The organism is Altererythrobacter sp. CAU 1644 (genome assembly GCF_029623755.1).
Taxonomy (GTDB): domain Bacteria; phylum Pseudomonadota; class Alphaproteobacteria; order Sphingomonadales; family Sphingomonadaceae; genus Erythrobacter; species Erythrobacter arenosus.
This window is the reverse complement of sequence record NZ_CP121106.1, coordinates 318,389-344,574: the sequence shown is the minus strand read 5'-3', so window position 1 is coordinate 344,574 and position 26,186 is coordinate 318,389. Positions and strand designations below refer to the sequence as shown.

The following is a 26,186-nucleotide window of genomic DNA, read 5'->3' as shown; positions in this document are numbered from 1 at the left end:
AGGGGGCGCCCGTGACCGATGCCGAAAAAATGACCGCTAGCAGGAAACCTGCACCACACGGATGGCTGATCCTCGACAAGCCGCGCGGCCTCGGCTCGACCCAGGCCGTTGCCGCGGTGAAGCGCAATCTGCGCGAAGGGGGCTATGCCAAGACCAAGGTCGGGCACGGCGGCACGCTCGATCCCTTGGCCGAAGGCGTGCTGCCGATCGCACTTGGCGAGGCGACCAAGCTCGCCGGGCGCATGCTCGATGCGAGCAAGATCTATGAATTCGCGATTCAGTTCGGCGAGGAAACCGCTACCCTCGATACCGAGGGAGAGGTGATCGAGCGTTCAGATCGCCGGCCGCCGATGGTCGCGGTCGCGGCAGTGCTCGAGCATTTCACGGGCGAGATCGAACAGGCGCCGCCCGCCTATTCTGCCATCAAGATCGACGGCAAGCGCGCCTATGACCGTGCGCGCGCTGGCGAGGACGTCGAGATGAAGACGCGGCGGGTCACGATCCATTCGCTAAGCCTCGCTTCGACCTACCGGGAAGGTCGCGAGATCGAGTCCACCTTTCAAACAACCAGTGGCAGGCCCGATCCCTACGATCCATCTGCCCCGCTCGAACTGGCCGATGCCGTGACCCTCATCGCGCATGTTTCGAAAGGCACATATATCCGCTCTCTTGCACGGGATATCGCACGTGCGCTTGGAACGCTCGGTCACGTTACCTATCTGAGGCGTATCAAGGCCGGCCCGTTCCGCGAGGAACAGGCGATTTCGCTGGACAAACTGAACGAAATCGGTAAGGGCGCGCCACTTCAAGACCTACTCCTGCCGCTCGAGGCAGGGCTGGACGACATCCCGGCCTTGCAACTCGATTCCGTTAGCGCGCAGGCGGTCCGCCAGGGCCGGGTGCTTACGGAGATGCCCCACAGCGATGGGCTCTATTGTGCGATGCTGGACTGCGTGCCCGTGGCGCTGATGGAACTCAATGCTGGTACGGCCAAGGTCGTCAGGGGCTTCAACCTACCAGATGTCGCAGAGTAAGTGAGAAGAACATGTCGGTTACTGCCGAAAAGAAGACAGAAATCATCAAGGACAACGCCCGCGACAACAACGACACGGGCAGCCCGGAAGTACAGGTCGCGATCCTCACCGAGCGCATCCGCAACCTGACCGAGCACTTCAAGGATCATCACAAGGACAACCACTCGCGTCGTGGCCTGCTGATGATGGTCAACAAGCGTCGCAGCCTGCTCGCCTATCTCAAGAAGAAAGACGTCGAGCGCTACAACGCACTGATCCAGAAGCTGGGTCTTCGTAAGTAAGAATTTTACGGAGCGGCCCCTTTGCGGGCCGCTTCGCTTATCTGGCATCCTTCACAATCCGGTGAGGGGGCCTCGGGGCTAAGACAGGCCCCACACCGGACCGGGACGGCTTACCCGGAACTGTAGGCCCCGCGCGGCAATGAGGCCCCGCGGGTTCAGAAGGAAAATCAATGTTCGACACGAAAACCGTATCGCTGGAGTGGGGCGGAAAGACCCTCACTCTGGAAACCGGCCGCATTGCCCGTCAGGCTGACGGCGCGGTCCTCGCCACCTATGGCGAAACCGTGGTGCTCTGCGCAGTTACTGCCGCCAAGAGCGTGCGCGAGGGGCAGGACTTCTTCCCGCTCACCGTTCACTACCAGGAAAAATTCTCTGCCGCGGGCCGTATCCCGGGCGGCTTCTTCAAGCGCGAAGGTCGCGCCACGGAGAAGGAAACGCTGACCTCCCGCCTGATCGACCGCCCCGTGCGGCCGCTTTTCCCGGAAGGTTTCTACAACGAAATCAACGTCATCGCCCAGGTCCTGTCGTATGATGGCGAGACCGAACCCGACATCGTCGCCATGATCGCTGCTTCGGCCGCGCTGACGATCTCGGGCGTGCCCTTCATGGGCCCGATCGGCGCCGCACGCGTCGGCTTCAAGGACGGCGAATACATCCTCAACCCGAGCCTCGACGATGCGCTCGGCGAAGACGGTCGCCTCGACCTCGTCGTCGCTGCGACGCAGGACGCGGTCATGATGGTCGAATCCGAAGCCAAGGAGCTGACCGAAGAGGAAATGCTCGGCGCCGTCATGTTCGCGCATGAGGAAAGCCGCAAGGTTATCGGTGCGATCATCGATCTCGCTGAACAGGCCGCCAAGGATCCGTGGGAAATCGACACTTCGGACGATACTTCGGCGATCAAGGAAAAGCTGCGTGGCATCGTCGGCGACGACATCGCCGCTGCCTACAAGCTGACCGACAAGTCGGCCCGCTCGGATGCGCTCAACAATGCCCGCGCAAAGGCCAAGGAAGCCTTCGCCGAGGAAGAGCCGCAGACGCAGATGGTCGCCAACAAGGCGGTCAAGAAGCTGGAAGCGGAAATCGTTCGCGGCGCCATCCTTAAGGACGGCCAGCGCATCGATGGTCGCAAGCTCGACCAGGTTCGCCCGATCGAGGCGATGGTCGGCCTGCTTCCGCGTACGCACGGTTCGGCGCTGTTCACCCGCGGTGAAACGCAGGCGATCTGCACCACCACGCTGGGCACCAAGGACGCCGAGCAGATGATCGACGGCCTCGAAGGCCTGTCGTACAACCACTTTATGCTGCACTATAACTTCCCGCCCTATTCGGTCGGCGAAGTGGGTCGCTTCGGCTTCACCAGCCGCCGCGAAACCGGCCACGGAAAGCTTGCATGGCGCGCGCTGCACCCGGTGCTGCCGAGCCATGAGGACTTCCCCTACACGATCCGCATCCTGTCGGACATCACCGAGTCCAACGGCTCGTCCTCGATGGCGACCGTCTGCGGCGGCTGTCTGTCGATGATGGACGCCGGCGTTCCGATCGAGCGTCCGGTATCGGGTATCGCCATGGGCCTGATCCTCGAAGGCGAAGACTTCGCCGTCCTGTCGGACATCCTGGGTGACGAAGATCACCTTGGCGACATGGACTTCAAGGTCGCCGGTTCGGAAAAGGGCATCACCTCGCTCCAGATGGACATCAAGGTCGCCGGCATCACGCAGGAGATCATGAAGACCGCGCTCGAGCAGGCCAAGGCCGGCCGTGCGCACATCCTCGGCGAAATGACCAAGGCTCTTGGTTCGGCTCGCGGCGAAGTGTCCAAGCACGCTCCGCGCATCGAGACCATGCAGATCGACAAGTCGAAGATCCGTGACGTCATCGGCACCGGCGGCAAGGTGATCCGCGAGATCGTCGCCGAAACCGGCGCCAAGGTCGACATCGACGACGAGGGCGTGATCAAGATCAGCTCCTCGAACGCCGACGAAATCGCCGCCGCGCGCGCGTGGATCGAAGGCATCGTCGAAGAGGCGGAAGTCGGCAAGATCTACAACGGCAAGGTCGTCAACATCGTCGACTTCGGTGCCTTCGTGAACTTCATGGGCGGCAAGGACGGTCTCGTCCACGTCAGCGAAATGAAGAACGAGCGCGTCGAAAAGCCGACCGACGTCGTGTCGGAAGGCCAGGAAGTGAAGGTCAAGGTCCTCGAGATCGACCAGCGCGGCAAGGTCCGCCTGTCGATGCGCGTGGTCGACCAGGAAACCGGCGAAGAGCTGGAGGACACCCGTCCGCCGCGCGAAAAGCGCGAAGGCGGCGGCGGTGACCGTCGTGGCCCACGCGGCAACCGCGATCGCGGCCCGCGCGGTGACCGTGGCGGGCGTCGTGGCGGTCGCGATGGTGGCCGTGACGGTGGCGACAGCGATGGCGGCGCCGCACACGTGCCGGACTTCCTGAAGGACTAAACCCTTCAGTACGAGTTGGAGAGGAAAGGCCGCGGGGAGCGATCCTCGCGGCCTTTTTCCATCACGCTGCGAAGGCTAGGACAGATACGATGTTACCACGCGAAACCATTGCGACAGCGCAGATCCCGGACGGCGAGGAGTTGACGCTCGTCAGCCACGGGCGCGACTTCATCATCATGCTCGGGCGCGACGAGCTGATGGGCACGCGCATGCAATATAGCGAAGAGCAGCTCGCGGTGCTGACCCTGGCGGAATTGCGGGCGGCGCAGCCGCGCGTGCTGATCGGCGGCTATGGCATGGGCTTTACCTACCGCGCAGCGCTGGCAGCCATTCCTGAAGGCGGAAAGGTTGTCGCCGCCGAGATCGTGCCGGAGATCCTCGACTGGGCCCGCGGGCCGCTGGCCGAGCTATCGGGTGACTGCCTCGACGATCCGCGGGGCGAAGTCGTCATCTGCGACGTGGCAGCGCTAATCGACGATGCGAACGACGGCACCTGCGCCAAGTTCGACGCGATCCTGCTCGACGTCGATAACGGTCCCGACGGGATCGTGCGCGACGCGAATTATCGCATCTATTCGAAGACCGGCCTCGGCAAGGCGCGCGATGCGCTCAATCCTGGCGGCATTCTTGCCGTGTGGTCAGCCGCGCCGGACCACAAGTTCACCCGCCGCCTCAAGGATGCGGGTTTCGACGTGCAGGTGCGTGAAGTTCGCGCTCGGCCCAACAACAAGGGGCCGCGCCATACGATCTGGTTTGCGCGCAAGCTTTAGGCCGGGGTCAGCATCCGCGGCACGCCCATGAAGTCGCGCTTGCCCAGCGGCACGCCCTTCATGCGCAGGATGTCGTAGAAAGTCGTCGCGTGGAAATAGACGTTGGGCTGGCTGAAGCTCATCAGGAAATTCTGCCCGGTGAACTCCATCAGGCGCTGGCCGCCCAGCACGAAGCCGATCGTCTTGTCGGCCATTTCCTCGAGATCGTTTGGCGTGACCTTGGCCAGCGCGTCGAGCGTTGTCGCGACCTGTTCGCGCATCCCGTCCCAGCTGTCGGCGATCTCGGTGAAGTCCGGCGAGAACTCGCCGGTCGGCAGCAGGCTGATGACATAGGCCGAATGGACCCAGCAGCTGCGCACGTGCCAGGGAAGGTTCCACATGTCGTCGGCCAGCCGGGCGCCGATCATGGCTTCCTCGGCGATGTTATTGTCCCTGGCAAAGGCTTCGCCCTTGTCGATCAGACCGTTGAGGGCACCGACCATCTGCTGGCAGTTCGGGACGAAAGCTTCATAGAGCGAGAGCGACATGCGGGTTTCCTTCCTTGATCCGGTTGCCGAAAGCTAGGGCACTGGGTTGCAAGTCGCAACTCAAATTGAGAATCCGGTTATTGGGCAGGTAGCACAAAGAAAACGCCGCGCTCCGGGTGGAGGCGGCGTTCGCTTGTTCGATAGCTGCGTGTCCTAGCGGACGCGCGGGCCGCCGAAAGGCAGCGGCGGAGGGGGGCGGCGTGCGCCGCGCGGCAGCTGTGCCTGATAGGCGCGGCCGCAGTGTTCGACGCAATAGGGGAACCCGGGGTTCACCTGCTCGCCGCAGAAATGGAAGTCCGGCTCGCCCGGGTGACCCATCGGCCAGCGGCAGACCTTGTCCGACAGGTCGAGCAGGCTGGTCTTGTCGGCGATCTCAGCGCTCGGCTTGGCCGGAACTAGGCGCCGGGGCGGGGCCGGCGGGATCGGTGCCTGCTGGTCGCCGGGGCCTTGCCGCAGGAAACCGCCGGGACCGACCGAAACGATCTTGGGCAGGTCGGGCGTCGGATTGGGCAGCGGCTGCGAAGGTACCGAGCTCTGCGCGCCCGTTGCGGCGGCAGGAGCATCGGCCTTCGCGGCGGGCTTGGCGGCAGGCTTTGCCGGTGCCTTGGCCGCTGTCTTCTTGGCCGCGGGCGCTGGAGCGGCCGCCTTTTTCGCGGCAGCTTTCTTGTCGTTCGCCTTGACCGGGGAAGGGCGCGCCTTGAGGCCAAGCCGGTGCGCCTTGCCGATCACGGCGTTACGGCTCACCCCGCCCAGCTCGTCGGCGATCTGGCTGGCGGTTGCGCCGCCTTCCCACATCTTCTTCAGCGTTGCGATCCGCTCGTCGGTCCAACTCATCGAATTCTCAATTCCTGTTCAAATCTCGCGCCATGCTTGCCAGGCCCGATGCTTCGCCCTAACCGCGCATTCATGGCCGATCAAGCACCAGCCAGTCCAAGCATCACCCAGAGCGCCGAGGACATGTCCCTCTCCGATAACAACCCGGGGGAGGGCACCCGGTTTCCGCCGCGAGGCGAGCCGATCATCACCGGCATCAACCGCATTGGATTGTGGAGCCTCTATATTAAGGAGGTTCGCCGATTTCTCAAGGTGCACACCCAGACAATCTGGGGCCCTGCGGTCACGACCCTGCTGTTTCTGATCATTTTCTCCGTCGCCCTTGGCCGCGGCGGGCGAGAGGTGCTGGGCGCACCCTTTGCCAGTTTCGTTGCACCGGGCCTCATCATGATGGGAATGATGCAGAACGCCTTTGCGAATTCGTCATTCTCGCTACTGTCGGGCAAGATCCAGGGCACCATCATCGACCTGCTGATGCCCCCGCTGTCCGAAGGCGAGCTGATGACGGGGATCATCGCCGCCGCAATAACACGCGCGGTGATGGTGGGATGCACGGTCGCGCTCGCCATGGCGCTATGGCCGGGAGTGTCGCTGGCGGTCGAGCACTGGTGGGCGGTGATCTGGTTCGGGCTGATGGGTTCGGCGATGCTGGCGATCCTCGGCCTGGCGACCTCGATCTGGGCGGAGAAATTCGACCATAACGCGGCGATCACCAATTTCGTGATCGCGCCGCTCTCGCTGCTGTCGGGGACATTCTATGTGATCGACAACCTCGCGCCCGCATTCCAGGCGGTCAGCCGCGCCAACCCGTTTTTCTACGTGATTTCGGGCTTCCGCTATGGCTTTCTCGGCCAGAGCGACATCGGCGACGCTGGCGCCGTCATGGTCGCTGCCGTCTGCCTGCTGGTGCTGAACGTGGTGATGGGCGTGGTGACCTACCGCGTGCTCAAGTCGGGCTGGAAGCTGAAGGACTGAGGGCTGGGGCCAGGCTAGTGCGTCAGCGCGCGCCGCATGCGGTAGCGGCCGTTCTTGAACTGCTCGAACAGATGCGACAGCTGCGGATGATCGACCGGGCCGCCTTCCGGATCCGCCAGCAGGTTTTGCTGGCTGACATAGGCGACGTAGGAGCTGTCCTCGTTCTCGGCCAGGAGGTGATAGAACGGCTGGTCGCGGCGCGGCCGGATTTCCTCGGGGATGGACTCGTACCATTCCTCGCTATTGGCGAAGACCGGATCGATGTCGAAAATGACGCCCCGGAAATCGAACATCCGGTGGCGAACGATATCGCCGATACCGAACCGGGCGCGGGCGTGGCGCGGAACCTCGATGGTGCGACCTGCCTGGGTCGAAAAGAACACGGCACGATCCATGGTTGGGAGGATATGGCCCTTCGCAGGTGCAAAACAAGGCGTAGGGCAGGAGATTCCCCAGTTTTGCGACGAAAGAGGGCTTGGCAAGGCGGTGGGCATCGGCTAACCGGCGCGCTCGCTTCGACCGGGGCCACGAGCCCGCGAGCGCACCCTACATGCGGAGAGGTGGCAGAGAGGTCGAATGCGCCGCACTCGAAATGCGGTATGCGGGCAACCGTATCGTGGGTTCGAATCCCACCCTCTCCGCCACCCACCCCCGGCACTTGTCTCTGGTTACAGGACCGCGTGCAACTCGCGGATAACAGGCGGGTTTTCGCAGGCCAATCCGTAACTCCCGCATCATTCGTGCAGTCTCTGGAGCCGTTTCAGGAGCCATTTCGAGGGACCGTCTCTGCGCCCACGAACATCGGTTCGGTTTGCCCGGATTTCCCTGTTTATCAGGGAAAGAACAGGGAATTCTGCAAATATGAGGCCCAAAACAGGCGATTTGGGACAAATCTGGCGGATGTCGTCCGGATAAATCGCCCACTTTTCCGTGGCTTACGCGCCCGAAATCACGGTTTCCCTGTTCTTCGACGGAACAGGGAATGTATTCGCCGGTATCAGGGACTTTAATCGCCCCTATCAGGGTATTTGTTCGGCGGAACAGGGATCGCTGGGTTCGCCAAATCCGAGCGCTTTGCGCTGCTCAGGCCAGGCCAGCGGGATCGCTGATTTCTTCAATGTCTCGAGGTTGAGCTCGAGCGGCTGGCGGCCGTCAAGGATGGCGCGCTGGATGTCGGGCGCGAGGAATGCGAGCCGCAGAATGTTGCGCTCGTAGGGTGAGCCTGGAGCGGTCTCCATGACCGGCATCCCGCGCTCGGATCGCAGCATCGCATGCGCCTTGCGCAGCGCAGCGATGAGGACCGGGTCTGGCTGCGCTGGTCTTGACTTGGCCGGCAGGATCTTCTGCTTGCTGCCGCGCGCCGCAAACCGGATCGGCAACAGGATGGTGATCGTGTCGGCGGTGCGATCAAGGATGATCTCGTCCTCGGCGAGCCGCGCAGTGAGGCTGGCCGAATGTGCATTCTCGGCGCTGACCTGCAGCCCTCGCTCGCTGAGGCAGACCGACCGGACGATCGCAAGTGGATCGCCAGCGCTGGGGTCCCAGCGGCATACGGCTTCGGAAACCACCTTCTCGATCTCGGTCGCTGACACCCGCTGGACGAAGTCGCGATCTGAACGACCTGATCCCTGCTGGAGCGATGCCGAGACATAGTAGCGATAGGAGCGCCCCGACTTCCCGCGCGAGGTAGTTGGACTCATAGCTTCGCCTGCAGCGTCGAGCAGCTTGCCGGTGAGCGGGGCCCTGGCGGTGCGGCGCTTCGCTTTGCCGCGATGTCGCCGCACCTGCGCGTCGAGCAGCGCCTGTACCTGGTCGAACAGATCTGCATCGACGATCGGATCGTGCTCGCCTTGATGCACTTCGCCCTTGTGCGTGATCTGGCCGAGATAGACGCGGTTGCGCAGCAGGTGGAACAGCGCGCCGCGGCTAAATGGCAGACCACCCATCCTGTGACCCTTGGCGGTCATGTGGAGCTTGGAAGTTACGCCGCGCTTCTCGAGATCGCGCTGCAGCGCATGGACCGAGCCGAGTTCAAGGTAGCGGGTGAAGATGTGCCGCACGCGGTCAGCCTCGCTCTCGTTGAGCTTGAGTGTGCGCGAGCCATCGGTGGGCGGATCGTAGCCCAGTGGCGGAACGCCGCCCATCCACATGCCCTTGGCCTTGGAGGCGGCGATCTTGTCGCGGATCCGTTCGCCGGTTACCTCGCGCTCGAACTGCGCGAACGAGAGCAGGACGTTGAGCATCAGCTTGCCCATCGATCCGGTGGTGTTGAACGACTGGGTGACCGAGACGAAGCTGACGTCAGACCTCTCGAAGATCTCGACGATGCGCGCGAAGTCGGCGAGGCTCCGGGTAAGGCGGTCGATCTTGTAGACCACGACGATGTCGATGCGTCCTGCTTCGATATCGGTGAGGAGCGCCTGCAACCCTGGCCGTTCGGTGTTGCCGCCCGAGAACCCGCCATCGTCGTAGCGATCTGGACGCGCTTCCCAGCCTTCGCATGCCTGGCTCAGAATGTAGGCCTCACAAGCCTCGCGCTGGGCGTGGAGGCTGTTGAACGACTGGTCGAGGCCTTCCTCGGACGACTTGCGGGTATAGATCGCGCAGCGTTTGGTCTTGGTGCTCATGGACTAGCTCGCAATCCGAAGAACCGCGGCCCGTTCCAGCGGCTCCCGGCGATCGCGGTCGCGGCAGCCGAGAGGCTGGGGAAGAGCTGGTCATTCCAGCGAAACCCTTGTTCCTCGACTAGAACAGTCACTTCGCGCCCCTTCCAGATGCGGGTGAGCCTTGCCCCGACACCAAGGTGCTTGCCCTCCGGCTGGACCGGTCCGCTGCGAGCAAGCGCCTTGCGGGTCTCCTCATCCAATCCGCCCAGCGCCTGGGCTTGCACCCGCCACGCGAGCAGCTGCCGCATGATCGGCTCCGAACGCAAAGGCGGAGGGGCGCCGAAGCGGCCCTGCCAGAATGCGCGCAGGCCATCGAGATCGAGCGTCTCGATCTCGTCGGCGAGCCGGTCGATCGCCTCTTTCATTGTTCGGTCTCAATCCGGTAGTGGCGGGAGCCATCGATCTTCTCCGAGGCGATCGCGTGCCCGCGCTTCTTGAGCGCTCCTGCCATCGCCCCGCGCACCGAGTGTTGCTGCCACCCGGTCGCGCTGGTCATCTCGGCGATGCTCGCGCCGGTCTTGCGCTTCAGCAGCTTCTCGAGCGTGTCGAGCTTGCTGGCAGGCTTCTTGATGGTGTTCGTGCTGGTCATGTTGTTCTCCGGTTCTACGCGGCGACCGGAAATGGCCGCCGCTACCGGGACGAGCCCGGCTCACCGGGCGTGGACGACAGCTATGCTCTGAAAAGGCACGAAGTCCAGTCCAAACTGCGGGGATGGCTTGTGGAAAGATACGGGAAAACGTTCCCTTCCTGATTGCGCTTTGTTCTATTATAGTTCCCGCATGACGAACGACGCCATGATGGCAGACATGACTGCCACTCGCCGGCTCGAGGTCACCTATCGCGACCTTGAAAGCCTTGTTCCTGACCCACGCAATGCGCGGACGCACCCCAGGCGGCAGATCGAGCAGATCGCCCAATCGATCCGCGCCTTCGGGTTTACCAATCCGATCCTCGCCGATCCCGATGGTCTGCTTATCGCCGGTCATGGCCGCTTGCGGGCGGCGAAGGAGATGGGGCTCGAGAAGGTCCCGGTGATCACGCTCGATGGCCTGACAGATACGCAAAAGAAGGCACTTCGGCTTGCCGATAACAAGATCGCGCTCAATGCTGGCTGGGACCTTGAGATCCTCAAGCTCGAACTTGCCGATCTCGCGCTGCCCGAAATCGACATCGATCTGGGACTGACCGGCTTCAGTCCGGGCGAGATCGACGTGGTCCTGTCCGAGGCCGACGATCCTGACGACGAGGTCATCCCGGCAGTGCCCGAGAACCCGCGGGTCCAGCCCGGAGACATCTGGCAGCTGGGCGAGCACCGCATCGCCTGCGGCGATGGCCGCGATGGGGCGTTCCTCCAGCGCCTGGTCGGTGCAGGCGAGGCGATCGACTGCGCCTTTCTCGATCCGCCCTACAATGTGAAGATCAACGGCCACGCCAATGCCAAGGGCCGCCACCGCGAGTTCGCCATGGCCTCGGGCGAGATGACCGAAGCCGAGTTCCGGACCTTCCTCAGCGATACACTGGGCGCCTGCGCCAAGGTATCGCGCCAGGGCGCTGTGCACTTCGTGTGCATGGACTGGCGCCACATGGATGACGTCACCGTATCGGTCGAAGGCGTCTACGATGACCTTCTCAACATCTGCGTGTGGAACAAGAGCAATGCCGGGATGGGTTCGCTCTATCGCTCGAAGCACGAAATGGTGTTCGTCTACCGTGTCGGTAGCGCGCCGCACACCAACACGGTCGAGCTCGGCAAGCATGGCCGCAACCGGACCAACGTGTGGGATTACCCTTCGGTCAACTCGATGCGCGGGTCGAGACGTGAGGATCTCGCGCTCCACCCGACCGTCAAGCCCGTTGCAATGGTCGCCGATGCAATCTGCGATGTGACCAGGCAAGGCGAGCTGGTGCTGGATATCTTCCTGGGCTCTGGCACAAGCCTGATCGCGGCTGAGCGCGTCGGACGCCGGTTCCGCGGGCTCGATATCGACCCGGCCTATGTTGATCTCGCAATGCAGCGCTGGAGTGATCTGACGGGCAAGGAACCCGAACTGGTCCACCGCGAAGGCACGGCCGAGGCATCGGCATGAGCGACACCCGGTTCCAGAAAGGCCAGTCGGGCAATCCCCGGGGCCGTCCGCCCAGGCCGCGCCGTCCCAATATCTCAGCGTTCGAGATCGTGCTCGACAAACGCCTCACAACAACCGTCGGCGGCAATGAGCGCGAACTGACGGTCGAAGAGGTCTTGCAGCAACAGACACTCAAGGATGCGCTGGCCGGCAAACGCATGGCAATCCGCAAGGTGCTCAAGATGATCGAGAAGCGCGAGGCGGCGCTGGCGAAGAAGTTCCCTTCCAGCCTCTGCGTCCGTCACGATGGAAACGCATCACTGCGCGGACAACGCCAACCAAGCCATGCGTATCTTGGACATCGCAGTGCCGGATCACACCCATCCCAACAGATGGATGGTTCAGGCATGGGCTACACAAGCCGCGATCAGCCGGCCCGGTCGCAGCAAGTTCTCTCAGAGGGACGTCCACGACATCAAGTTCTTCACCAATGATGCCGGCACGCTGCGTTGGCCGCGAGGCAGGATCGAATGAGTGGAGCGAAGCAGCAGGTCGGATACCAGCAGCCGCCCAGCTCAACCCGGTTCCGCAAAGGACAGTCCGGCAATCCGCGAGGTCGCCCGAAAAACCGGCGGCGCGAGATCCCCTATGACACCGTCCTCGGACAGATGGTCACGATCCGCGAAGACGGCAGGGAACGGCGGGTGACAGCAGCCGAAGCATTCCTGCTTCAGCTGACCCAGAAGGGCCTCGCCGGTGACAGCGCCGCCACCCGCGCCTCGCTTGATGCAATCGAGGCAGCGCGGGCGACTCGGTATGGCAACATGTCCGGACCTTCAAAGATCATCCGCTTCGCGATCGACAGCGGGGCCGATGCGATCATCGGCAAGCTCGGGATCGCCTTCCATAAGTATCCCGCTGACGAAGCGCGGACACGCTGGGAACTCAACCCATGGATAGTCGAGGCGGCGCTGGACCGACTGGGCGATCGGCAACTCTCCGAAACCGACCAGAGCGAGGTGTGGGGTGCCACACGCACGCCGCAGAAGGTCGCTTGGCCAGAATGGTGGCGGCACTTCGGCGGATGACCGCTTTGCGCCCCAAAAGTCGGACTTACAGGCCAGGAAAGAGCCACCTAGAAAGCGGACCTATCAGTCTTCCCACGAGATAACCCCATCCGCCGAGCGCCAGTTGGCGGGGCGGATGAGTTTGTCGTGTGCGATCCGCACTGACTGGATGTCAGCCTCGATCTCGCGCCTCCAATAGTCAAGAAAGTCGAACAGCACCGGAAAGTCCGGTGCTGCGTCGTATTCCTGCCATGCGAAGGTTTGTATGATGGTCGGATGATCGGGCATGAAATAGCAGATTTCTGCCGTGGTCAGTCCGTAGCCATCAAGTTGCACGAGAAATGCCCGATCCGTCATTGTGACCTCCTAGGGCGGTTTTCGTCGTCGAGTGACTTCATGGCATCGAAGATATCATCAATCCCCACAGGCTTTCCCAATTCGGGCGGCTTTCGCATTCCGGGCTGGCTCTCGACCGCGTTGCGGTCGGATGCCCAGGAGGCAAGTATCGCCCGCTTTACCTCGGGTTCAAGTGAGGGATGATGGGCAACATCAAAGGGATGCAAATAGCGAGAGACAGGTTGCGACATAATCGATCCTCCTTTGTTTTGCGTCGCGTTTTGCCATTTTGCGCTTTCAACATTTGAAGGGCGTTCGCTGATACTGAGCGAACTCCAAGGCAGCCTTGCAGTGATACCTCGGAGTAACGCTTAGCCGCACACTAGCCCGGTAGCGGCGTCCGGGTTGCGGTGAAGCTGTTCTGCTTCATCGTTCTACGCGTCAATTCGCGCAGAGCCGAAATCCGGCGTTCGGTCGCCGGATGGGTCGAGAACAGCTCGCCCACATGCGTCGGAACGATGTAGAGCTGGGCTGCAGCTGGGTTCCGCTCTGTCACCGGGTTCGGCACCTGGCGCGCCGCGTGAGAGATCTTTCGCAGCGCCGAGGCCAGTGCATCGGGATCTCCGCAGATCTCCGCTCCCGCTCGGTCAGCACCGAATTCGCGTGTCCGACTGATTGCCATTTGCACAATCATCGCGGCAAAAGGTGCCAGCAGCACGGCTCCTGCGAGTGCAAGCGGGTTGCTGCGATTGTCGCTGGAGAAGAACATGCCGAAGTTCGCCAGCATGGAAATCGCACCGGCAATGGTCGCCACCATCGTCATGATGAGCGTGTCGCGGTTGCGGATATGGCCAAGTTCGTGCGCCATCACCGCCGCGATTTCATCGCGCGACAACATGTCCAGTAACCCCGTCGTAGCCGCGACGGCCGCGTTTTCGGGATTGCGTCCCGTTGCAAAGGCGTTGGGGTGCGGGCTGTCGATGACATAGACTTTGGGCATCGGAAGACCGGCGCGTTGAGCCAGGATGGCGACGACGCCGTAGAAGTCGGGCGAGGTATTCGCATTCACTTCGCGCGCTTTATGCATCGACAGAACGATCCTGTCGGCCTTCCAGTAGGTAACGAAATTCACCGCGCCCGCGATGATGAGCGCAATGAGAGCGCCGCCGGTGCCGCCAATCATGTAGCCGGTGCCCATGAACAGCGCGGTCAGGGCAGCGAGCAAAATGAAAATTCTCATAATGTTCACTGTCAATCCTCCAACCTAGAGAAACTTCCCCAAACCTAGTGAACGGGCCTTTCGTTTCAATACCTCTGATGCTCACGAATGAATCATGTGAATGAGGGGCCAATCCATCGCGATTCATGCGCTCGCCAAGCCGTGCAAACTTTTTGCCGAGAGGTTCTTGAAGCCGTTTTCGCAAAAACTAGATCGCAAAAATCTCCTGCCGAGAATGGGGGAGATGTTTGTGTTCATATCGCTTTGTAACGGAGGTTATGCATGCATTTTAAACCTTTGCACGATCGTGTGCTGGTTCGTCGCATTGAAGCGGAAGAGAAGACCGCTGGCGGCATTATCATTCCCGACACTGCCAAGGAAAAGCCGATGGAAGGCGAAGTCGTCGCAGTCGGTCCAGGCACTCGTGACGAGGCCGGCAAGCTGATCGAGCTTGGCGTCGAGCCGGGACAACGCATCCTGTTCGGCAAGTGGTCCGGAACCGAGGTGCGGATCGATGGCGAGGATCTGCTCATCATGAAGGAGAGCGACATTCTCGGCATCATCGAAACCACCGCCGAGCTCAAGAAGGCGGCTTAAGCCCGATACGTTCAATCTTCTGTTCAACCGAAAGAAGCTAAGAAAGGAGCAGGCCAAATGGCTGCTAAAGAAGTAAAATTTGCGTCGGATGCGCGTGATCGCATGCTCCGCGGCGTGGATACGCTTGCGAATGCGGTCAAGGTAACTCTCGGTCCGAAAGGCCGAAACGTGGTGATCGAAAAGAGCTTCGGCGCGCCTCGCATCACCAAGGACGGCGTCACCGTCGCCAAGGAAATCGAGCTTAAAGACAAGTTCGAAAACATGGGCGCGCAGATGCTGCGCGAAGTTGCCAGCAAGCAAAACGACAAGGCCGGTGACGGCACGACCACCGCGACCGTATTGGCTCAGGCCATCGTGCGCGAAGGCGCCAAGGCTGTTGCGGCCGGCATGAACCCGATGGACTTGAAGCGCGGGATCGATCTTGCGGTAAGCACCGTGGTCAAGGACCTCGAAAGCCATGCCAAGACGGTCTCCGCCAACAGCGAAATCGCGCAAGTCGCCACCATCTCGGCTAACGGTGACACCGAAGTCGGTCGCATCCTTGCCGAAGCGATGGACAAGGTCGGCAATGAGGGCGTCATCACCGTCGAGGAAGCCAAGAGCCTCGAGACCGAACTCGAGACCGTCGAAGGCATGCAGTTCGATCGCGGCTATCTCTCGCCCTACTTCGTAACGGATGCTGAGAAACTGCGCGTTGAGCTCGAAGACCCTTACATTCTCATCCACGAGAAGAAGCTGTCGAACCTGCAGGCGCTTATCCCGCTGCTTGAAAAGGTCGTTCAGTCGAACCGTCCGTTGCTCATCATCGCGGAAGATGTGGAAGGCGAAGCGCTGGCGACGCTCGTGGTCAACCGCCTGCGCGGCGGCCTGAAGGTCGCGGCCGTCAAGGCACCCGGCTTCGGCGATCGCCGCAAGGCCATGTTGCAGGATATCGGTATCCTGACAGCGGGCGAAGTGGTGAGCGAAGAGCTTGGCACCAAGCTCGAAAACGTCACCATCGGCATGCTGGGCCGCGCCAAGAAGGTCATCATCGACAAGGACAACACAACGATCGTCGATGGCGCGGGCGAAAAGTCCGAGATCGAAGCGCGCGTCAGCCAGATCCGCGCCCAGATCGAAAGCACGACCAGCGACTATGACCGTGAAAAGCTGCAAGAGCGCGTGGCCAAGCTCGCTGGCGGTGTCGCCGTCATCCGCGTTGGCGGTGCGACCGAAATCGAGGTCAAGGAACGCAAGGACCGCGTCGACGATGCTCTGCACGCAACCCGTGCGGCCGTTGAAGAAGGCATCCTTCCCGGTGGCGGGATCGCTCTGCTGCGCGCGCTCAAGTCGCTCGAGGGCCTCAAGGCTGCCAATGATGACCAGCAGTCGGGTATCGATATCGTCCGCCGTGCGCTGCGTGCCCCGGCTCGCCAGATCGCCGAAAATGCAGGGGAAGACGGTGCCTATATCGTCGGCAAGCTGCTTGAAGGCGAAGACTACAACCATGGCTTCAACGCCGCGACCGGCGAGTATGAAGACCTGGTGAAGTCCGGTGTGATCGATCCGGCGAAGGTCGTTCGCACGGCGTTGCAGGATGCGGCATCGGTCGCTTCTCTGCTCATCACTACCGAGGCGCTCGTGGCCGAACTTCCGAAGGAAGACGCACCGGCACCGATGCCGGCAATGGACTACTGATCCGCCAGGCTACAGTCTTCGCAGACTGGCAGGCGCGCTCGAAAGGGCGCGCCTGTTTTTCTTTCAAACACCTGAATTGAACGCAGAAAAAGTTGAATTTCGGCTCTTGAAACCGTTTTTGACCTTACTAGATCAAAAGTTGCCGGATGCCATAATGGGTCCGGTTGGACATTAGGGCGTCAGCTCTTTCGTTCGCTGGCGCTTCTCGTGCCCAGATTGCTCAATAAGGAGGATTTGGAAATGAGAACTGCATTTGACCTTGCTCCGTACCGGCGTTCCACCGTCGGCTTTGACCGTCTTTTCGACGCTCTCGAACGCAGCACGCGCGTCGAGACGCAAGACGGCTACCCACCCTTCGATATCGCCCGCACTGGCGAGGACAGCTATCGCATCACGCTCGCGGTGGCTGGTTTCAGCCCGGACGAAATCGACATCACCGCGCAGCAGAATCAACTCGTCATTTCCGGCGAAAAGGCCGACAAGGACGAGGAAGGCGTCGAAATCATTCATCGCGGAATTGCAATGCGAGCCTTCGAACGCCGGTTCCAGCTTGCCGATTATGTCGAGGTCCGCGACGCATCCTATGAAAACGGGATGCTGACTGTCTCGCTCGAACGCGTGGTTCCCGAAGCGATGAAACCGCGCAAGATCGAGATCGGTACAAGCGGCAACGACAACACCCCTCAGCTGACAAAGGACAAAGCCGCTTAAAGGCTTTGGACCCTGGCCAAACGGGTGGGCCGATGCACCAACCCGTCCGTCATCGGGTTCGCCCTGTCCCCCTGGCGAACGTGAGACGGTGGCTGATGTCTGCCCGTTTGGCAGAGGGATGCTCGCTCTCCCCCAAGTGACCCGAACGCGGGCATCCCTCACCCATTCTCAAAGGTTGAATAGTGAAAGGAGAAAATGATGAACGTTCGTGATCTTATTCCATGGTCTCGTAATGCCGAGTCTCTCCCTGTCACTCGGCGGTTGGAGCGCACTGACCCTGTCAGCACTCTTCGCAGCGACATTGATCGCCTTTTCGACCAGGCCTTTGGTTCTTTCGGCTCATTCGGTTTTCCAGCCTTTGGCCGAACCCCCTCCTGGCCAAGCGTCGAAGTGCGCTGCAACGAGGGAGAGATGCTGGTAATCGCTGAAGTCCCCGGTCTTTCGCAGGACGATATCGAGCTCTCGCTTGATGACGGCATGCTCGTCATTCGTGGCGAACGTCGTTCGGATGAAGGCGAAACCGCGAGCGGTTACTCAGAACGCTTCTATGGCCGGTTCGAACGGCGAATGAGCCTTCCGGCAGGCATAGAAGAAGACAAGGTAAACGCTGAATTCCGCGACGGTGTGCTCACGGTGCATTTGCCGCACACTAAGGAAAAAGAAGCCTCAGGCCGACGCATTCCCATCAATCAGGAAACGCGCCACTGATCGAGGCGGCATGGAGCGACCGGATCCCGCGTCGCTCCGTGCGATTTTCCATTTCTGGCGAAGAAGCAGGCGGGGCAACTCAGTCGCTGGCTTCCAGCTCGAGCCGCACCTGCCTTCTCTCCCCATCGCGCAGGACGGTAATCTCCACCGTATCGCCTATCTTGAAATCGTCAAGACGGGCGAGCAGGTCTCCCCAGCGCGCGACGGGGCGGTCATTCAGAGCAACAATTACGTCGCCGGGCACCACTCCACGTCGTTCGCGAGTGGCTGCGGTGAGGCCAGCGCGGTCAGCGGCAGAGCCGGGTTCGACGCGCAAGATGAACACGCCTTCGAGGCGAGCTGCCCGTTTTAGCCGGTCATTGATGGAATCGTCGCTATCGACACCCAGTCCGGGCCGAGCATAGGAGCCAGTCGCGATCAGTTGTGGGACAACGCGCATGACGGTGTCGACCGGAACCGCAAAGCCAATTCCGGCAGAAGCGCCCGAGGGGCTGTAAATCGCCGTATTTACGCCAATCAGCCTTCCTGCGGAATCGAGCAGGGGACCGCCCGAATTGCCCGGATTGATTGCCGCATCGGTCTGGATGAGATTGCGGATATCGGCGCCGTCCTTGCGGGGAAGCGAGCGGTCAAGGGCCGACACGATCCCCTTCGTCAGCGTCCAGTCGAGACCAAAGGGGTTGCCGATTGCGAACACGTTCTGGCCCACCTGCAGATCGTTGCTCGTCCCGATCGGCACCCGTCGCGGAGCGGTAAATCCGGCCCCACCGATCTTGAGGACTGCGAGATCATGTTGCGGGCTCGCACCCACAAGCTGCGCGCTGAATTGCCTTCCATCGGCAAGCTGAACCTCGGCTTCCGATGCGCCTTCGATTACGTGGTAATTGGTGATGATGTGTCCTGCTTCATCCCAGACAAAACCCGAACCTGACCCTCGCGGAACGCTGTAAGCGTTGCGGGTCCAGATGTTTGTGACGCGGCGCTTGGTTGAGATGAAGACGACCGATTCCCGTGCATTGCGGAAGAGGTCAATGGTCGCCTGTTCATCGGCAGCGAGGTCACCGCGAGGGGTCACGACGGGCGTTGGCGCTGCGGGCGCAGACTGCATCAAGAGAAGCGCGGCGACCGCCGAAAGAGAGAGCAGATTCATAGCGACTAGAACAACGACGAGTTTGTGGTTTGAGGGTTTGGAGATCGATTGGTTTGACGACATTGCGGCGATCTAGTGAGCAAGCCTGTCGGTTCAATGAATGGCCTTGACCGGCAAAAGGAAGCACTCGGCGCATATAATCCGGACGCTTTTTTATCGAGCAGAAAGGTGGTGTAAAAATCGCGTGGATGCACATTTGGCGTCGATCAGGTATCTGGTGCGGCAATTCGGAACCAGGGATAACGATCACGTGAACAAGCGCATTCTTCTGAGCGCCGCGATAGACAGCGCAATCTTTGCAGCGACGGTGGGCGGAACATACCTTGCCCAGCAAGCAGACCGGCCGATCACAGCTGTCCTTGTGTTCCTGTCAGGCGTCATTCTGGTCGCGTTTCGCTCGGGCCTTGTGAGCGGTGTAATTGCGGCAATCGCCGCGTCTCTGATTTACAATTTCTTCCTCAGCGAACCCACCTTCCAATTCGGCATCACCTCAGCAGACGAAGCCGTTCCGCTTCTGGCTTTCAACGTCGCAGCAATCGCAGCGGCCGCAATGGTCGGCCGGCTCAAGGATTCGGCAGAGAGAGCCTATATCGCCCAATCGGAAACCGCCTTTCTGCTGACGGTCAGTGATCGCCTGCAGTCAGCGGTCAAAATCGAGGGAGTTGAGAAGGCAATACACAACATCGTCCCCCGCCAAGGAGTAAGCGCGGTCGAGATCTTTCTCGAACGCGGAAATGTCTATTACCGACCTTCAACAGGCGAGGTCGAGGTTGATAAGCTTCAGCCGCTGCTCGACTATGACGATGAAGCTCTGCCTTGGCGACCCACGAAATCGATCATCGTCGAACTTCCCGGCGCACGAGGCCCCCTCGGCTTGGTGAAGTTTAAGCTGACCGAAGGGGGAGTGGAGAAGGTCGACCAAAAGAACCTTCAATCCGTCGCAGCGATGCTTGGTCTTGCTGTCGAGCGATGCCTCTTGCTTGATGAGCTTACCGAAGCGCGCGCCTTGGCACGTAGTGAAGCCTTGAAGGACGCGCTGTTATCGTCTGTCTCGCATGATTTGCGGACCCCGGTCACCGTCATCCAGGCTGCCGCCGGCGCACTGACCTCGAAGGAAGTCGATTTGCCTCCCGCGGGACGCGAACGCCTGCTCTCGTCGATCTTGCAACAATGCGAACGGCTCGACCGCTATACGAGCGAATTGCTGGATGTCGGCCAGATCGAATCCGGTATTCAGAACGATGCGCTGGAAGTTGTCAGCCCTGCGGAAGTTCTCTCTGCGGCAATCAAACATATCCGCGTCACCCACCCTTCGGTAAGGTTCGATCAGGATGTGTCGCGACAAGAGCACTACCTCCGTGCAAATCCCACCATGCTCGAGCAGGCGCTCTACAATGTTATCGACAATGCCCAGAAGTTCGGCGGAGAAGCTGGCCCGATCAGCGTGAAGCTCGACTATGAGGAAAACCAGGCAGTGATCTCCATCACCGACATGGGACCCGGTATATTCGAGCACGACCGGGCAAAGGTTTTCACCCGGTTCTTCAAGGGCAATGCAACCGATAGCAAAAGCGGTCTCGGACTCGGATTGTTCATTGCAAAAGGCTTCATCGAAGCATTCTCCGGCACGATTGCGGTGGAATCCCCGGTGGCAGAGGGGCATGGTGCACGTTTCGTGGTCCGCCTGCCGCTGATCGCTGCGAATGAGAATATGGTGGCAGCCTAGTGCGCATACTCGTTGTCGATGACGAGCCATCCATTATCGATGCTTTGCGACCGGTCCTTCAATCTCTGGGCCATGATGTCGTCGAAGCTGCAAACGGGAAACAGGCGCTTGAAGCGATTGCGGCATCGCATATTGATCTTGTCCTGCTGGATCTGGGGCTCCCCGATGCAGACGGGATCGAATTGATCCCGACAATCAAGCGCACGGCGAAAGCCGCGCTGATTGTCATCTCCGCCCGTCACCTCGAAAAAGACAAGGTCCGCGCTCTCGATGAGGGTGCGGACGATTACGTCGACAAGCCCTTCAGCCTTGGCGAGCTTTTGGCGCGGATCAGAGTGGCCGGTCGCCGCCTTGCCGAGCAATCGGGCGGTGCGGTGGTCAAGTATGTGTCCGATGATCTCGTCCTCGATATCGCGAAGCGCGAAGTGATCCTCATGGATGAGCCGATCCGGCTGTCTCCCAAGGAGTTTGCCTTGTTCGAGCTGCTCGCGCGCAACAGCGGCCAGATTGTGACCCAGCGTCAGATGATGATTGCGGGCTGGTCCACACCTACCGTCGATGGGCAGTACCTGCGCAGCTACATCGCGATGTTGAGAGAGAAGCTGGAAGAAGACCCGTCGGACCCGGAATTGATCCTGACCGAACCGGGTGTTGGCTATCGGTTGAACGCCGAGCTTACGCCATCAAGCTAAGCGATCAGTCGGCAGGCCCGACCCACTGAGGGGCGTTGGGGGGGCGGGTAGAGCCTGCCGACCTTCACTCGCTGTCAAGGAGCCACTATGCGTAAATCGCTCCGGACATTGTTGTTCTAGCAGCAGAATCTCCGATCAATTAGCACGGCTTTTTTATGCCGCGCGTGAAAATCTCATACTAACCCGAGGCCAACGTCGACGGCTATCTGAAGGGTAACAGAAGTGTTCTGATCCCACCCTTGGAGTATCTTTCAATGTCGCGTTTCGTCACCACCATTACCGTAGTTTCGCTCGCCCTGGCCGCCAGCGCCTGCTCGAAGAAACCGCCTGAGTCCCTTCCACCTGCACCAACGGATGCTCGGATTGATGCGGAACCACGCGGAAGCAGTATTTTACCCGGAAGCCAGGCCGATTTTGTGCAGCAGATGGCAGGGCAGGATGTCATCTTCTTCGACACGGACCGGTTCAACATCGACGACATCGATGCGGTCGCCTTGCAGGCGCAGGCCCAGTGGCTGATGCGCTATCCGAACAAACGCGCCACAATCGAAGGTCACGCAGACGAACGCGGGACTCGCGAATACAACCTTGCTCTGGGCGAGCGCCGCGCAAATTCGGCAAAGAATTACCTGGTTTCCCTCGGCATCGACGCATCGCGTCTGACCACGGTCAGCTATGGGAAAGAGCGGCCCGTCGCGACAGCAAGCAACGAAACCGCCTGGGCACAGAACAGGCGCGCAGTAACCATAACGATCGACTGAAACTGCGAGCCATGCGAGGCGGCGCGACTGGTGGACCGCCGCCTCGCATTCCTTACTCATCGCTTCCTGAGCAATGGAAACAGGGCACCATCTCGAATGAACCGCAAGGCGTTCGTACCCAGATCAAATAGGATCGTTTCACTTCGCTAGAGCTGGAGTCCTGAAATTGGACCTCAATGCCTACCCGCAAAAGCAGAATCTAATGGATGGCAGAATTACGCCACCGGCCGGCTATTAGCAGACGGTCCGCAATCGGCCCAAAAACTGGTCATCTGCTGATTGGCAGTAGAGGCGTCTGGAACTGGGCCGGAAGCTGACTGCCTGTGTTTTGAATGATAAGCTCGATTAGCGGCCGTTCCCAACTCCAGAAATGCGAAAACCGGGAGACCCTTGGGACTCCCGGCTTCATGTAATCTAGGGCGATTTCCGTTACTCGGCTTTGGCTTCGGCGTTCTCCGGCCCGGAATCCTGTTCAGCGGTATCGGCAACAACATTGCCTTCGCCGGCGATCAGCGCGTTCCCGCTGGCAGCAAGATTACCCACCGGAATGAGCGTACGGGCATTCCCATTCGAGACAAGGACGTGCTGCACCTGGCCACGCGAGTCGGCGACGATTTGGCGCACCTTGCCGATCGGCAGGCCTTCAGGCGTTACGACTGGCATTCCTGGTGCGACGGTCGCAGCGCCATGCGCCGCGCTGGCAGCGGTTCCGGCGACCGCGAGTGGCATCGAAGCGAAGCTGGCCGAGCCTTCACCCGAAGCCGAACCTTCGCCGTTGGCCGATCCGCCTAACACCGGCAAGATGCCCGCCAGCGAGCCTGCAGCACCGCGTGCTTCGTTCACGACCGGGCTTGCGAGTGACTGGGTGGTTGAGGCGGCAGAGCGCGCCTGGCCGACAGCAGAGCCGGCCAGGCCGCGAACCGCGTCTGTGCCGATCAACTGCGCTTGGGCTTCGCCGCCGCCCGATGCCTGTCCCCCTCCGTTGGCCGATGCGGCAACCGGCGCGATGGGCGTGGTGGCGAACTGGGCTACGTCTGCGGCACCTGTAATATCGGCGCTACGGCGCGCTTCGACGCGGCCGGACTTGCGGTCGACCTTCTGGTCGCCATCGGTCTTTGCGCTACCGTTTACCGCGCCGCGGGTGGTGGTGCGGACGGTTTCGGTGGTGCGGGTGATCGTGCTGCCGAGATCAAGGCCCGAGGTCAGGCCACCTGTCAGGCTGCCGTTGCCCAGCAGCTGGGCGTGCGCGGGAACGGCGGTGAGAGCGATAGCCGTGGTGGCGATAAGGAGCTTTTTCATCGTTACTTCCTTTCATTTCGTAGCGAGCTGGGTTTGTGCTCGCTCAAGGAAGAAACGGATGGGTTTTGGTGCTTAATCCATCGATCGCGAAAAAATTTCAGTTACGCGGCCGACAGGTCTCGCACAGCAGCCCGCGCCCATAAACCGGATCGGGGCCCTTCTTGCCCAAATCGCGCGCTTCTTTGTCGAGCCGCGTACGCCAGTTGCCGCCCACCTCCATGGCCGCGGCGAGCCGCGCCGCTACGAGCGGAGAGGCGAATGAGGTGCCGCGCAACTTCATGCGATTGCCCTTCGCGTCGCGCGCATAGATATCCGCGCCCGGGCTTGCATAGTCGAGGTGCAGGGCACGGCCAGCCTCGATCAGGGCGCGGTTTTTTCGGTCGACGGCGGTGACGGCAATCACATTGTCATAAGACGCGGGAAAGGCTGGCGGGGCGGCAGGACCATCGTTGCCCACAGCGGCGACCACTGCGACACCGCGCGACTGCGCCCGAGCAATTGCGCGCTCGACCAACGCATTCCTCGGGCCGACAAGGCTGATGTTAATCACCTTGCTGCCGTTGCCGACCAGCCAGCCCATCGCTTTCGCCACAGCGAGCGAGTTGCCGCCCGCCTTGTCGGTCCCGTAAACGTCTGCGACGCGAATTTTGCGAGCACCGGCATAATGAAGCAGCGAAGCCACCGCACTGCCGTGATTACTCGGATAGGGCGCGCCCTGCGCGAAGCCGCGCACCGCGTCGACCTCAACGCTCTTACCAGGGGCGCCATCGATGACCCCCACAGGCGTGGTGATCTGTGCCGAGGCGCCAGCCGCCATCATGGCTGCAGAGGAGACGGCGCCGCTCTGAAAATGCAAATTGTCCGCAGTGATCGTTGCAGCGGGCAATGCGTTTTCTAGCAGCGCCTGTGCAGCCTTGAGCGAGAGATCGCCTGAGGCACCCAGCCTCACGACCTGCAGTTCGAGGCTATCGAGCCTCTCGGTTCCGAGCACGGTGAAGCCCAGCGCCTTTGCGGCCTCGACCTGTGCATAGACGGGGTCGACCAGTAACAACTCGCCCTTTCGCGCAGGGGCGCCGCGTGCATCGAGATCGATGATGTCGCGGTTGCCGCGAATGAGCCGGTCAATCCGGTTCAGCCGTTGCTCGGCCAATCGCATCGCCTGATGCGCGACCGAGCGCGCTCGATCATCGATTTCATCCAGCAATTCGCCCGTGAGCGGGTCGATCACGCCGCCCAGTGGCGGCGGCAGGTCGGTCCTCGGAAGCGAAAGTTGCGCACTCGCGGGCACGGCCAGCAAGGCCAACGATATGAGGAAAATCCGGATGCGCATATGGTGCCCTTTCACTAATTCGCATTAAGCATGGATGAAACGGGCGAGCCCAATCGTTTAATCCACGGAAGGCAAAGGCACTGAGCACGTCGTTCGAGCAAGATGTCCTTGAATTGCTGCCCCGGCTGCGGCGTTTCGCAACCGGGCTGGCAGGGCACCCTGCGGACGGCGACGACCTTTGCCAGGTAACGATCGAGCGCGCGCTGACCCGGCAGGACCAATTTACACAGGGCACGCGGCTTGACAGCTGGATGTATCGGATCATGCGCAACGCCTGGATCGATGAAAGCAGGGCCCGCTCGCGGCGGTCCGAGACCTTCGTGGACGAAGAAGCCGGCCTTTTGGTCGGCGGCGAAGGCGCGCAGGAAGCGGCCGTCGCATTGGGCGACGTCGACCGCGCGATGCAACGCCTGCCCGAAGAACAACGCGAAGCCGTGCTGCTGGTGATGGTCGAAGGCTATTCCTATAAAGAAGCCGCCGAAATTGTCGGATGCCCGGTCGGGACGCTGAACTCGCGACTCGTGCGCGGACGCGATGCGCTGATGGAAATGATGGAGGACGGGACATGAGCATCTCGCCCGAAGAACTGGCCGCATTCGCCGACGGCGAACTTATCGGCGAGGACGAAGCACGCGTCGCCGCAGCCGTGGCTGCCGACGAAGATCTCGCGCGCCAGGTCGAAAAGCATCGCGCCTTGAAAGCGAAGCTCTCCGGCCATTTTGCTCCGATCCTCAAGCAGGAGGTACCTGAGCATCTCAAGCAGATGCTCGCTGGCGCGGACGAAAGCGAAGCAAACGAACCCGCTGAAGTGGTCGATTTCGCCGCCGCGCGCGAAAGGCGCGATGCCAGGCGCACTCTTCCCGGCTGGGGCTGGGCAGGTGGCGCAATCGCGGCGTCGCTGGTCGCGGTGCTTGTATTCACCACAGGCGACGAAGCGAGGCCCGGCTATGCCGATGCGCAACTGGCATCGGCGCTGGACAGCCAGCTCGTCGCGACCCAGCCAGGCGACGCCGACACGCGCATTTTGCTCAGCTTCCGCAATGATGCGGGCGAGTTCTGCCGTGCCTATAGCGCCGCCCAGGAGAGTGGCATCGCATGCCGCGATTCCGAAGGCTGGCGCCAGCAGGTAATCGGTGCAGGCAGCGAGAGCGCGCAAACTGAATTCCGCATGGCGGGCAGCGAGGCCGAGATCCTTGAAGCTGCACAGGATATGGCCAGCGGCCCCGCCCTTTCCGCCGAAGAAGAAGCCGAAGCGCTCAAACAGAGCCGGTCGCGCTAGTCCGACCTGTCGCAGCGCCCCT

The 26,186-nt window shown here is 61.3% G+C and carries 29 protein-coding genes and 1 tRNA gene; 18 read left to right on the top strand and 12 right to left on the bottom strand.

Going from position 1 to position 26,186, the window contains the following annotated elements:
* Positions 1-29 precede the first annotated feature (29 nt).
* From truB to P7228_RS01745, 4 genes are all read left to right on the top strand, one after another.
* Positions 30-1,034, top strand: a complete 1,005-nt coding sequence (gene truB, locus P7228_RS01760; protein ID WP_278017683.1) for a tRNA pseudouridine(55) synthase TruB — start codon at positions 30-32, stop codon at positions 1,032-1,034.
* 11 nt (positions 1,035-1,045) lie between these two features.
* Complete coding sequence (gene rpsO / locus P7228_RS01755; protein WP_278016512.1) at positions 1,046-1,315, top strand: 30S ribosomal protein S15; 270 nt, start codon at positions 1,046-1,048, stop codon at positions 1,313-1,315.
* Between the two features lie 170 nt (positions 1,316-1,485).
* Positions 1,486-3,774, top strand: a complete 2,289-nt coding sequence (gene pnp / locus P7228_RS01750) for a polyribonucleotide nucleotidyltransferase (protein ID WP_278016511.1) — start codon at positions 1,486-1,488, stop codon at positions 3,772-3,774.
* A gap of 89 nt (positions 3,775-3,863) precedes the next feature.
* Positions 3,864-4,544, top strand: coding sequence for a spermidine synthase family protein (locus P7228_RS01745; protein WP_278016510.1), 681 nt, complete (start codon positions 3,864-3,866; stop codon positions 4,542-4,544).
* Here P7228_RS01745 and P7228_RS01740 read toward each other — a convergent pair.
* Together P7228_RS01740 and P7228_RS01735 are read right to left on the bottom strand one after the other, a co-directional pair.
* Positions 4,541-5,071, bottom strand: coding sequence for a DUF1993 domain-containing protein (locus P7228_RS01740; RefSeq protein WP_278016509.1), 531 nt, complete (start codon positions 5,069-5,071; stop codon positions 4,541-4,543). The two genes, P7228_RS01745 and P7228_RS01740, sit on opposite strands and share 4 nt — an antisense overlap.
* A 153-nt stretch (positions 5,072-5,224) precedes the next feature.
* Complete coding sequence (locus P7228_RS01735; protein WP_278016508.1) at positions 5,225-5,905, bottom strand: GcrA family cell cycle regulator; 681 nt, start codon at positions 5,903-5,905, stop codon at positions 5,225-5,227.
* A gap of 123 nt (positions 5,906-6,028) precedes the next feature.
* On the opposite strand from P7228_RS01735, the gene P7228_RS01730 reads away from it, so the two are divergent.
* Complete coding sequence (locus tag P7228_RS01730; RefSeq protein WP_278017682.1) at positions 6,029-6,880, top strand: ABC transporter permease; 852 nt, start codon at positions 6,029-6,031, stop codon at positions 6,878-6,880.
* Between the two features lie 14 nt (positions 6,881-6,894).
* Here P7228_RS01730 and hspQ read toward each other — a convergent pair whose 3' ends face one another.
* Positions 6,895-7,275 carry a heat shock protein HspQ gene (hspQ, locus tag P7228_RS01725; RefSeq protein ID WP_278016507.1) on the bottom strand — a complete coding sequence of 127 codons (381 nt, stop codon included), beginning with the start codon at positions 7,273-7,275 and terminating at the stop codon, positions 6,895-6,897.
* Between the two features lie 159 nt (positions 7,276-7,434).
* Between hspQ and P7228_RS01720 the strand changes: the two genes are divergently transcribed.
* A tRNA-Ser gene (locus P7228_RS01720) sits at positions 7,435-7,524 on the top strand.
* A gap of 375 nt (positions 7,525-7,899) precedes the next feature.
* Here P7228_RS01720 and P7228_RS01715 read toward each other — a convergent pair.
* Genes P7228_RS01715 through P7228_RS01705 form a run of 3 tightly spaced genes read right to left on the bottom strand, consistent with a single transcriptional unit; the run spans position 7,900 to position 10,135 of the window.
* On the bottom strand, positions 7,900-9,507 hold the full coding sequence (locus tag P7228_RS01715) for a recombinase family protein (protein ID WP_278016506.1): 1,608 nt from the start codon (positions 9,505-9,507) through the stop codon (positions 7,900-7,902).
* A complete protein-coding gene (locus P7228_RS01710; RefSeq protein WP_278016505.1) occupies positions 9,504-9,911 on the bottom strand; it encodes a DUF2924 domain-containing protein in 408 nt (135 codons plus the stop codon). Before P7228_RS01710 ends, P7228_RS01715 begins: the two co-directional genes overlap by 4 nt.
* Positions 9,908-10,135: a DUF3489 domain-containing protein gene (locus tag P7228_RS01705; RefSeq protein ID WP_278016504.1), complete on the bottom strand. Its 228-nt coding sequence runs from the start codon at positions 10,133-10,135 to the stop codon at positions 9,908-9,910. The genes P7228_RS01710 and P7228_RS01705 overlap by 4 nt, the downstream gene beginning before the upstream one ends.
* A 190-nt stretch (positions 10,136-10,325) precedes the next feature.
* Here P7228_RS01705 and P7228_RS01700 point away from each other — a divergent pair, with 190 nt between their 5' ends.
* Genes P7228_RS01700 through P7228_RS01690 form a run of 3 tightly spaced genes read left to right on the top strand, consistent with a single transcriptional unit; the run spans position 10,326 to position 12,700 of the window.
* Positions 10,326-11,633, top strand: a complete 1,308-nt coding sequence (locus P7228_RS01700) for a site-specific DNA-methyltransferase (RefSeq protein ID WP_278016503.1) — start codon at positions 10,326-10,328, stop codon at positions 11,631-11,633.
* The gene (locus P7228_RS01695; protein ID WP_278016502.1) at positions 11,630-12,106 is read left to right on the top strand and encodes a DUF5681 domain-containing protein; all 477 of its coding nucleotides are present in this window, start codon (positions 11,630-11,632) and stop codon (positions 12,104-12,106) included. The genes P7228_RS01700 and P7228_RS01695 overlap by 4 nt, the downstream gene beginning before the upstream one ends.
* Before the next feature lie 36 nt (positions 12,107-12,142).
* Positions 12,143-12,700: a DUF5681 domain-containing protein gene (locus P7228_RS01690; RefSeq protein ID WP_278016501.1), complete on the top strand. Its 558-nt coding sequence runs from the start codon at positions 12,143-12,145 to the stop codon at positions 12,698-12,700.
* Between the two features lie 63 nt (positions 12,701-12,763).
* Here the strand turns inward: P7228_RS01690 and P7228_RS01685 are convergent, their stop codons facing one another.
* From P7228_RS01685 to P7228_RS01675, 3 genes are all read right to left on the bottom strand, one after another.
* A complete protein-coding gene (locus P7228_RS01685) occupies positions 12,764-13,036 on the bottom strand; it encodes an usg protein (RefSeq protein WP_278016500.1) in 273 nt (90 codons plus the stop codon).
* The gene (locus P7228_RS01680; protein WP_278016499.1) at positions 13,033-13,266 is read right to left on the bottom strand and encodes a hypothetical protein; all 234 of its coding nucleotides are present in this window, start codon (positions 13,264-13,266) and stop codon (positions 13,033-13,035) included. Before P7228_RS01680 ends, P7228_RS01685 begins: the two co-directional genes overlap by 4 nt.
* Positions 13,267-13,397: 131 nt before the next feature.
* The gene (locus tag P7228_RS01675) at positions 13,398-14,264 is read right to left on the bottom strand and encodes a M48 family metalloprotease (protein WP_278016498.1); all 867 of its coding nucleotides are present in this window, start codon (positions 14,262-14,264) and stop codon (positions 13,398-13,400) included.
* A 252-nt stretch (positions 14,265-14,516) separates the two neighbouring features.
* On the opposite strand from P7228_RS01675, the gene P7228_RS01670 reads away from it, so the two are divergent.
* The 4 genes from P7228_RS01670 (at position 14,517) to P7228_RS01655 (ending at position 17,927) form a co-directional block, all read left to right on the top strand.
* Positions 14,517-14,831 carry a co-chaperone GroES gene (locus P7228_RS01670; RefSeq protein ID WP_278016497.1) on the top strand — a complete coding sequence of 105 codons (315 nt, stop codon included), beginning with the start codon at positions 14,517-14,519 and terminating at the stop codon, positions 14,829-14,831.
* A gap of 57 nt (positions 14,832-14,888) precedes the next feature.
* On the top strand, positions 14,889-16,508 hold the full coding sequence (gene groL, locus P7228_RS01665; protein WP_278016496.1) for a chaperonin GroEL: 1,620 nt from the start codon (positions 14,889-14,891) through the stop codon (positions 16,506-16,508).
* A gap of 240 nt (positions 16,509-16,748) precedes the next feature.
* Positions 16,749-17,219 carry an Hsp20 family protein gene (locus P7228_RS01660; RefSeq protein WP_278016495.1) on the top strand — a complete coding sequence of 157 codons (471 nt, stop codon included), beginning with the start codon at positions 16,749-16,751 and terminating at the stop codon, positions 17,217-17,219.
* A 198-nt stretch (positions 17,220-17,417) separates the two neighbouring features.
* Positions 17,418-17,927 (top strand): Hsp20/alpha crystallin family protein, encoded by a 510-nt coding sequence (locus P7228_RS01655; protein WP_278016494.1) that lies wholly within the window; start codon positions 17,418-17,420, stop codon positions 17,925-17,927.
* 79 nt (positions 17,928-18,006) lie between these two features.
* On the opposite strand, the gene P7228_RS01650 is transcribed toward P7228_RS01655, so the two are convergent.
* On the bottom strand, positions 18,007-19,077 hold the full coding sequence (locus P7228_RS01650) for a S1C family serine protease (protein WP_278016493.1): 1,071 nt from the start codon (positions 19,075-19,077) through the stop codon (positions 18,007-18,009).
* A gap of 250 nt (positions 19,078-19,327) precedes the next feature.
* On the opposite strand from P7228_RS01650, the gene P7228_RS01645 reads away from it, so the two are divergent.
* From P7228_RS01645 to pal, 3 genes are all read left to right on the top strand, one after another.
* Positions 19,328-20,803: a sensor histidine kinase gene (locus P7228_RS01645; protein WP_278016492.1), complete on the top strand. Its 1,476-nt coding sequence runs from the start codon at positions 19,328-19,330 to the stop codon at positions 20,801-20,803.
* A complete protein-coding gene (locus tag P7228_RS01640) occupies positions 20,803-21,495 on the top strand; it encodes a response regulator transcription factor (protein ID WP_278016491.1) in 693 nt (230 codons plus the stop codon). The genes P7228_RS01645 and P7228_RS01640 overlap by 1 nt, the downstream gene beginning before the upstream one ends.
* A 254-nt stretch (positions 21,496-21,749) precedes the next feature.
* Positions 21,750-22,256: a peptidoglycan-associated lipoprotein Pal gene (gene pal / locus P7228_RS01635; protein ID WP_278016490.1), complete on the top strand. Its 507-nt coding sequence runs from the start codon at positions 21,750-21,752 to the stop codon at positions 22,254-22,256.
* A 429-nt stretch (positions 22,257-22,685) separates the two neighbouring features.
* Here the strand turns inward: pal and P7228_RS01630 are convergent, their stop codons facing one another.
* Positions 22,686-23,555, bottom strand: a complete 870-nt coding sequence (locus P7228_RS01630) for a hypothetical protein (RefSeq protein WP_278016489.1) — start codon at positions 23,553-23,555, stop codon at positions 22,686-22,688.
* A gap of 97 nt (positions 23,556-23,652) precedes the next feature.
* Positions 23,653-24,885 carry a S8 family serine peptidase gene (locus P7228_RS01625; protein WP_278016488.1) on the bottom strand — a complete coding sequence of 411 codons (1,233 nt, stop codon included), beginning with the start codon at positions 24,883-24,885 and terminating at the stop codon, positions 23,653-23,655.
* 113 nt (positions 24,886-24,998) lie between these two features.
* On the opposite strand from P7228_RS01625, the gene P7228_RS01620 reads away from it, so the two are divergent.
* Together P7228_RS01620 and P7228_RS01615 are read left to right on the top strand one after the other, a co-directional pair.
* Positions 24,999-25,454: an RNA polymerase sigma factor gene (locus P7228_RS01620; protein ID WP_278016487.1), complete on the top strand. Its 456-nt coding sequence runs from the start codon at positions 24,999-25,001 to the stop codon at positions 25,452-25,454.
* Entirely contained in the window at positions 25,451-26,164 is a 714-nt protein-coding gene (locus P7228_RS01615) for a transcriptional regulator (RefSeq protein WP_278016486.1), read from the top strand. The genes P7228_RS01620 and P7228_RS01615 overlap by 4 nt, the downstream gene beginning before the upstream one ends.
* The last annotated feature ends 22 nt before the right edge of the window (positions 26,165-26,186 follow it).

Coding starts and splice junctions, on each gene's coding strand:
- P7228_RS01650 (WP_278016493.1), bottom strand. CDS start 19,077: ATGAATCTGCTCTCTCTTTCGGCGGTCGCCGCGCTTCTCTTGATGCAG.
- P7228_RS01730 (WP_278017682.1), top strand. CDS start 6,029: ATGTCCCTCTCCGATAACAACCCGGGGGAGGGCACCCGGTTTCCGCCG.
- groL (WP_278016496.1), top strand. CDS start 14,889: ATGGCTGCTAAAGAAGTAAAATTTGCGTCGGATGCGCGTGATCGCATG.
- P7228_RS01745 (WP_278016510.1), top strand. CDS start 3,864: ATGTTACCACGCGAAACCATTGCGACAGCGCAGATCCCGGACGGCGAG.
- P7228_RS01710 (WP_278016505.1), bottom strand. CDS start 9,911: ATGAAAGAGGCGATCGACCGGCTCGCCGACGAGATCGAGACGCTCGAT.
- P7228_RS01660 (WP_278016495.1), top strand. CDS start 16,749: ATGAGAACTGCATTTGACCTTGCTCCGTACCGGCGTTCCACCGTCGGC.
- P7228_RS01685 (WP_278016500.1), bottom strand. CDS start 13,036: ATGACGGATCGGGCATTTCTCGTGCAACTTGATGGCTACGGACTGACC.
- P7228_RS01615 (WP_278016486.1), top strand. CDS start 25,451: ATGAGCATCTCGCCCGAAGAACTGGCCGCATTCGCCGACGGCGAACTT.
- P7228_RS01735 (WP_278016508.1), bottom strand. CDS start 5,905: ATGAGTTGGACCGACGAGCGGATCGCAACGCTGAAGAAGATGTGGGAA.
- P7228_RS01625 (WP_278016488.1), bottom strand. CDS start 24,885: ATGCGCATCCGGATTTTCCTCATATCGTTGGCCTTGCTGGCCGTGCCC.
- truB (WP_278017683.1), top strand. CDS start 30: ATGACCGCTAGCAGGAAACCTGCACCACACGGATGGCTGATCCTCGAC.
- pnp (WP_278016511.1), top strand. CDS start 1,486: ATGTTCGACACGAAAACCGTATCGCTGGAGTGGGGCGGAAAGACCCTC.
- hspQ (WP_278016507.1), bottom strand. CDS start 7,275: ATGGATCGTGCCGTGTTCTTTTCGACCCAGGCAGGTCGCACCATCGAG.
- P7228_RS01680 (WP_278016499.1), bottom strand. CDS start 13,266: ATGTCGCAACCTGTCTCTCGCTATTTGCATCCCTTTGATGTTGCCCAT.
- P7228_RS01740 (WP_278016509.1), bottom strand. CDS start 5,071: ATGTCGCTCTCGCTCTATGAAGCTTTCGTCCCGAACTGCCAGCAGATG.
- P7228_RS01690 (WP_278016501.1), top strand. CDS start 12,143: ATGAGTGGAGCGAAGCAGCAGGTCGGATACCAGCAGCCGCCCAGCTCA.
- P7228_RS01705 (WP_278016504.1), bottom strand. CDS start 10,135: ATGACCAGCACGAACACCATCAAGAAGCCTGCCAGCAAGCTCGACACG.
- P7228_RS01700 (WP_278016503.1), top strand. CDS start 10,326: ATGACGAACGACGCCATGATGGCAGACATGACTGCCACTCGCCGGCTC.
- rpsO (WP_278016512.1), top strand. CDS start 1,046: ATGTCGGTTACTGCCGAAAAGAAGACAGAAATCATCAAGGACAACGCC.
- P7228_RS01695 (WP_278016502.1), top strand. CDS start 11,630: ATGAGCGACACCCGGTTCCAGAAAGGCCAGTCGGGCAATCCCCGGGGC.
- P7228_RS01630 (WP_278016489.1), bottom strand. CDS start 23,555: ATGAAAAAGCTCCTTATCGCCACCACGGCTATCGCTCTCACCGCCGTT.
- pal (WP_278016490.1), top strand. CDS start 21,750: ATGTCGCGTTTCGTCACCACCATTACCGTAGTTTCGCTCGCCCTGGCC.
- P7228_RS01655 (WP_278016494.1), top strand. CDS start 17,418: ATGAACGTTCGTGATCTTATTCCATGGTCTCGTAATGCCGAGTCTCTC.
- P7228_RS01670 (WP_278016497.1), top strand. CDS start 14,517: ATGCATTTTAAACCTTTGCACGATCGTGTGCTGGTTCGTCGCATTGAA.
- P7228_RS01715 (WP_278016506.1), bottom strand. CDS start 9,507: ATGAGCACCAAGACCAAACGCTGCGCGATCTATACCCGCAAGTCGTCC.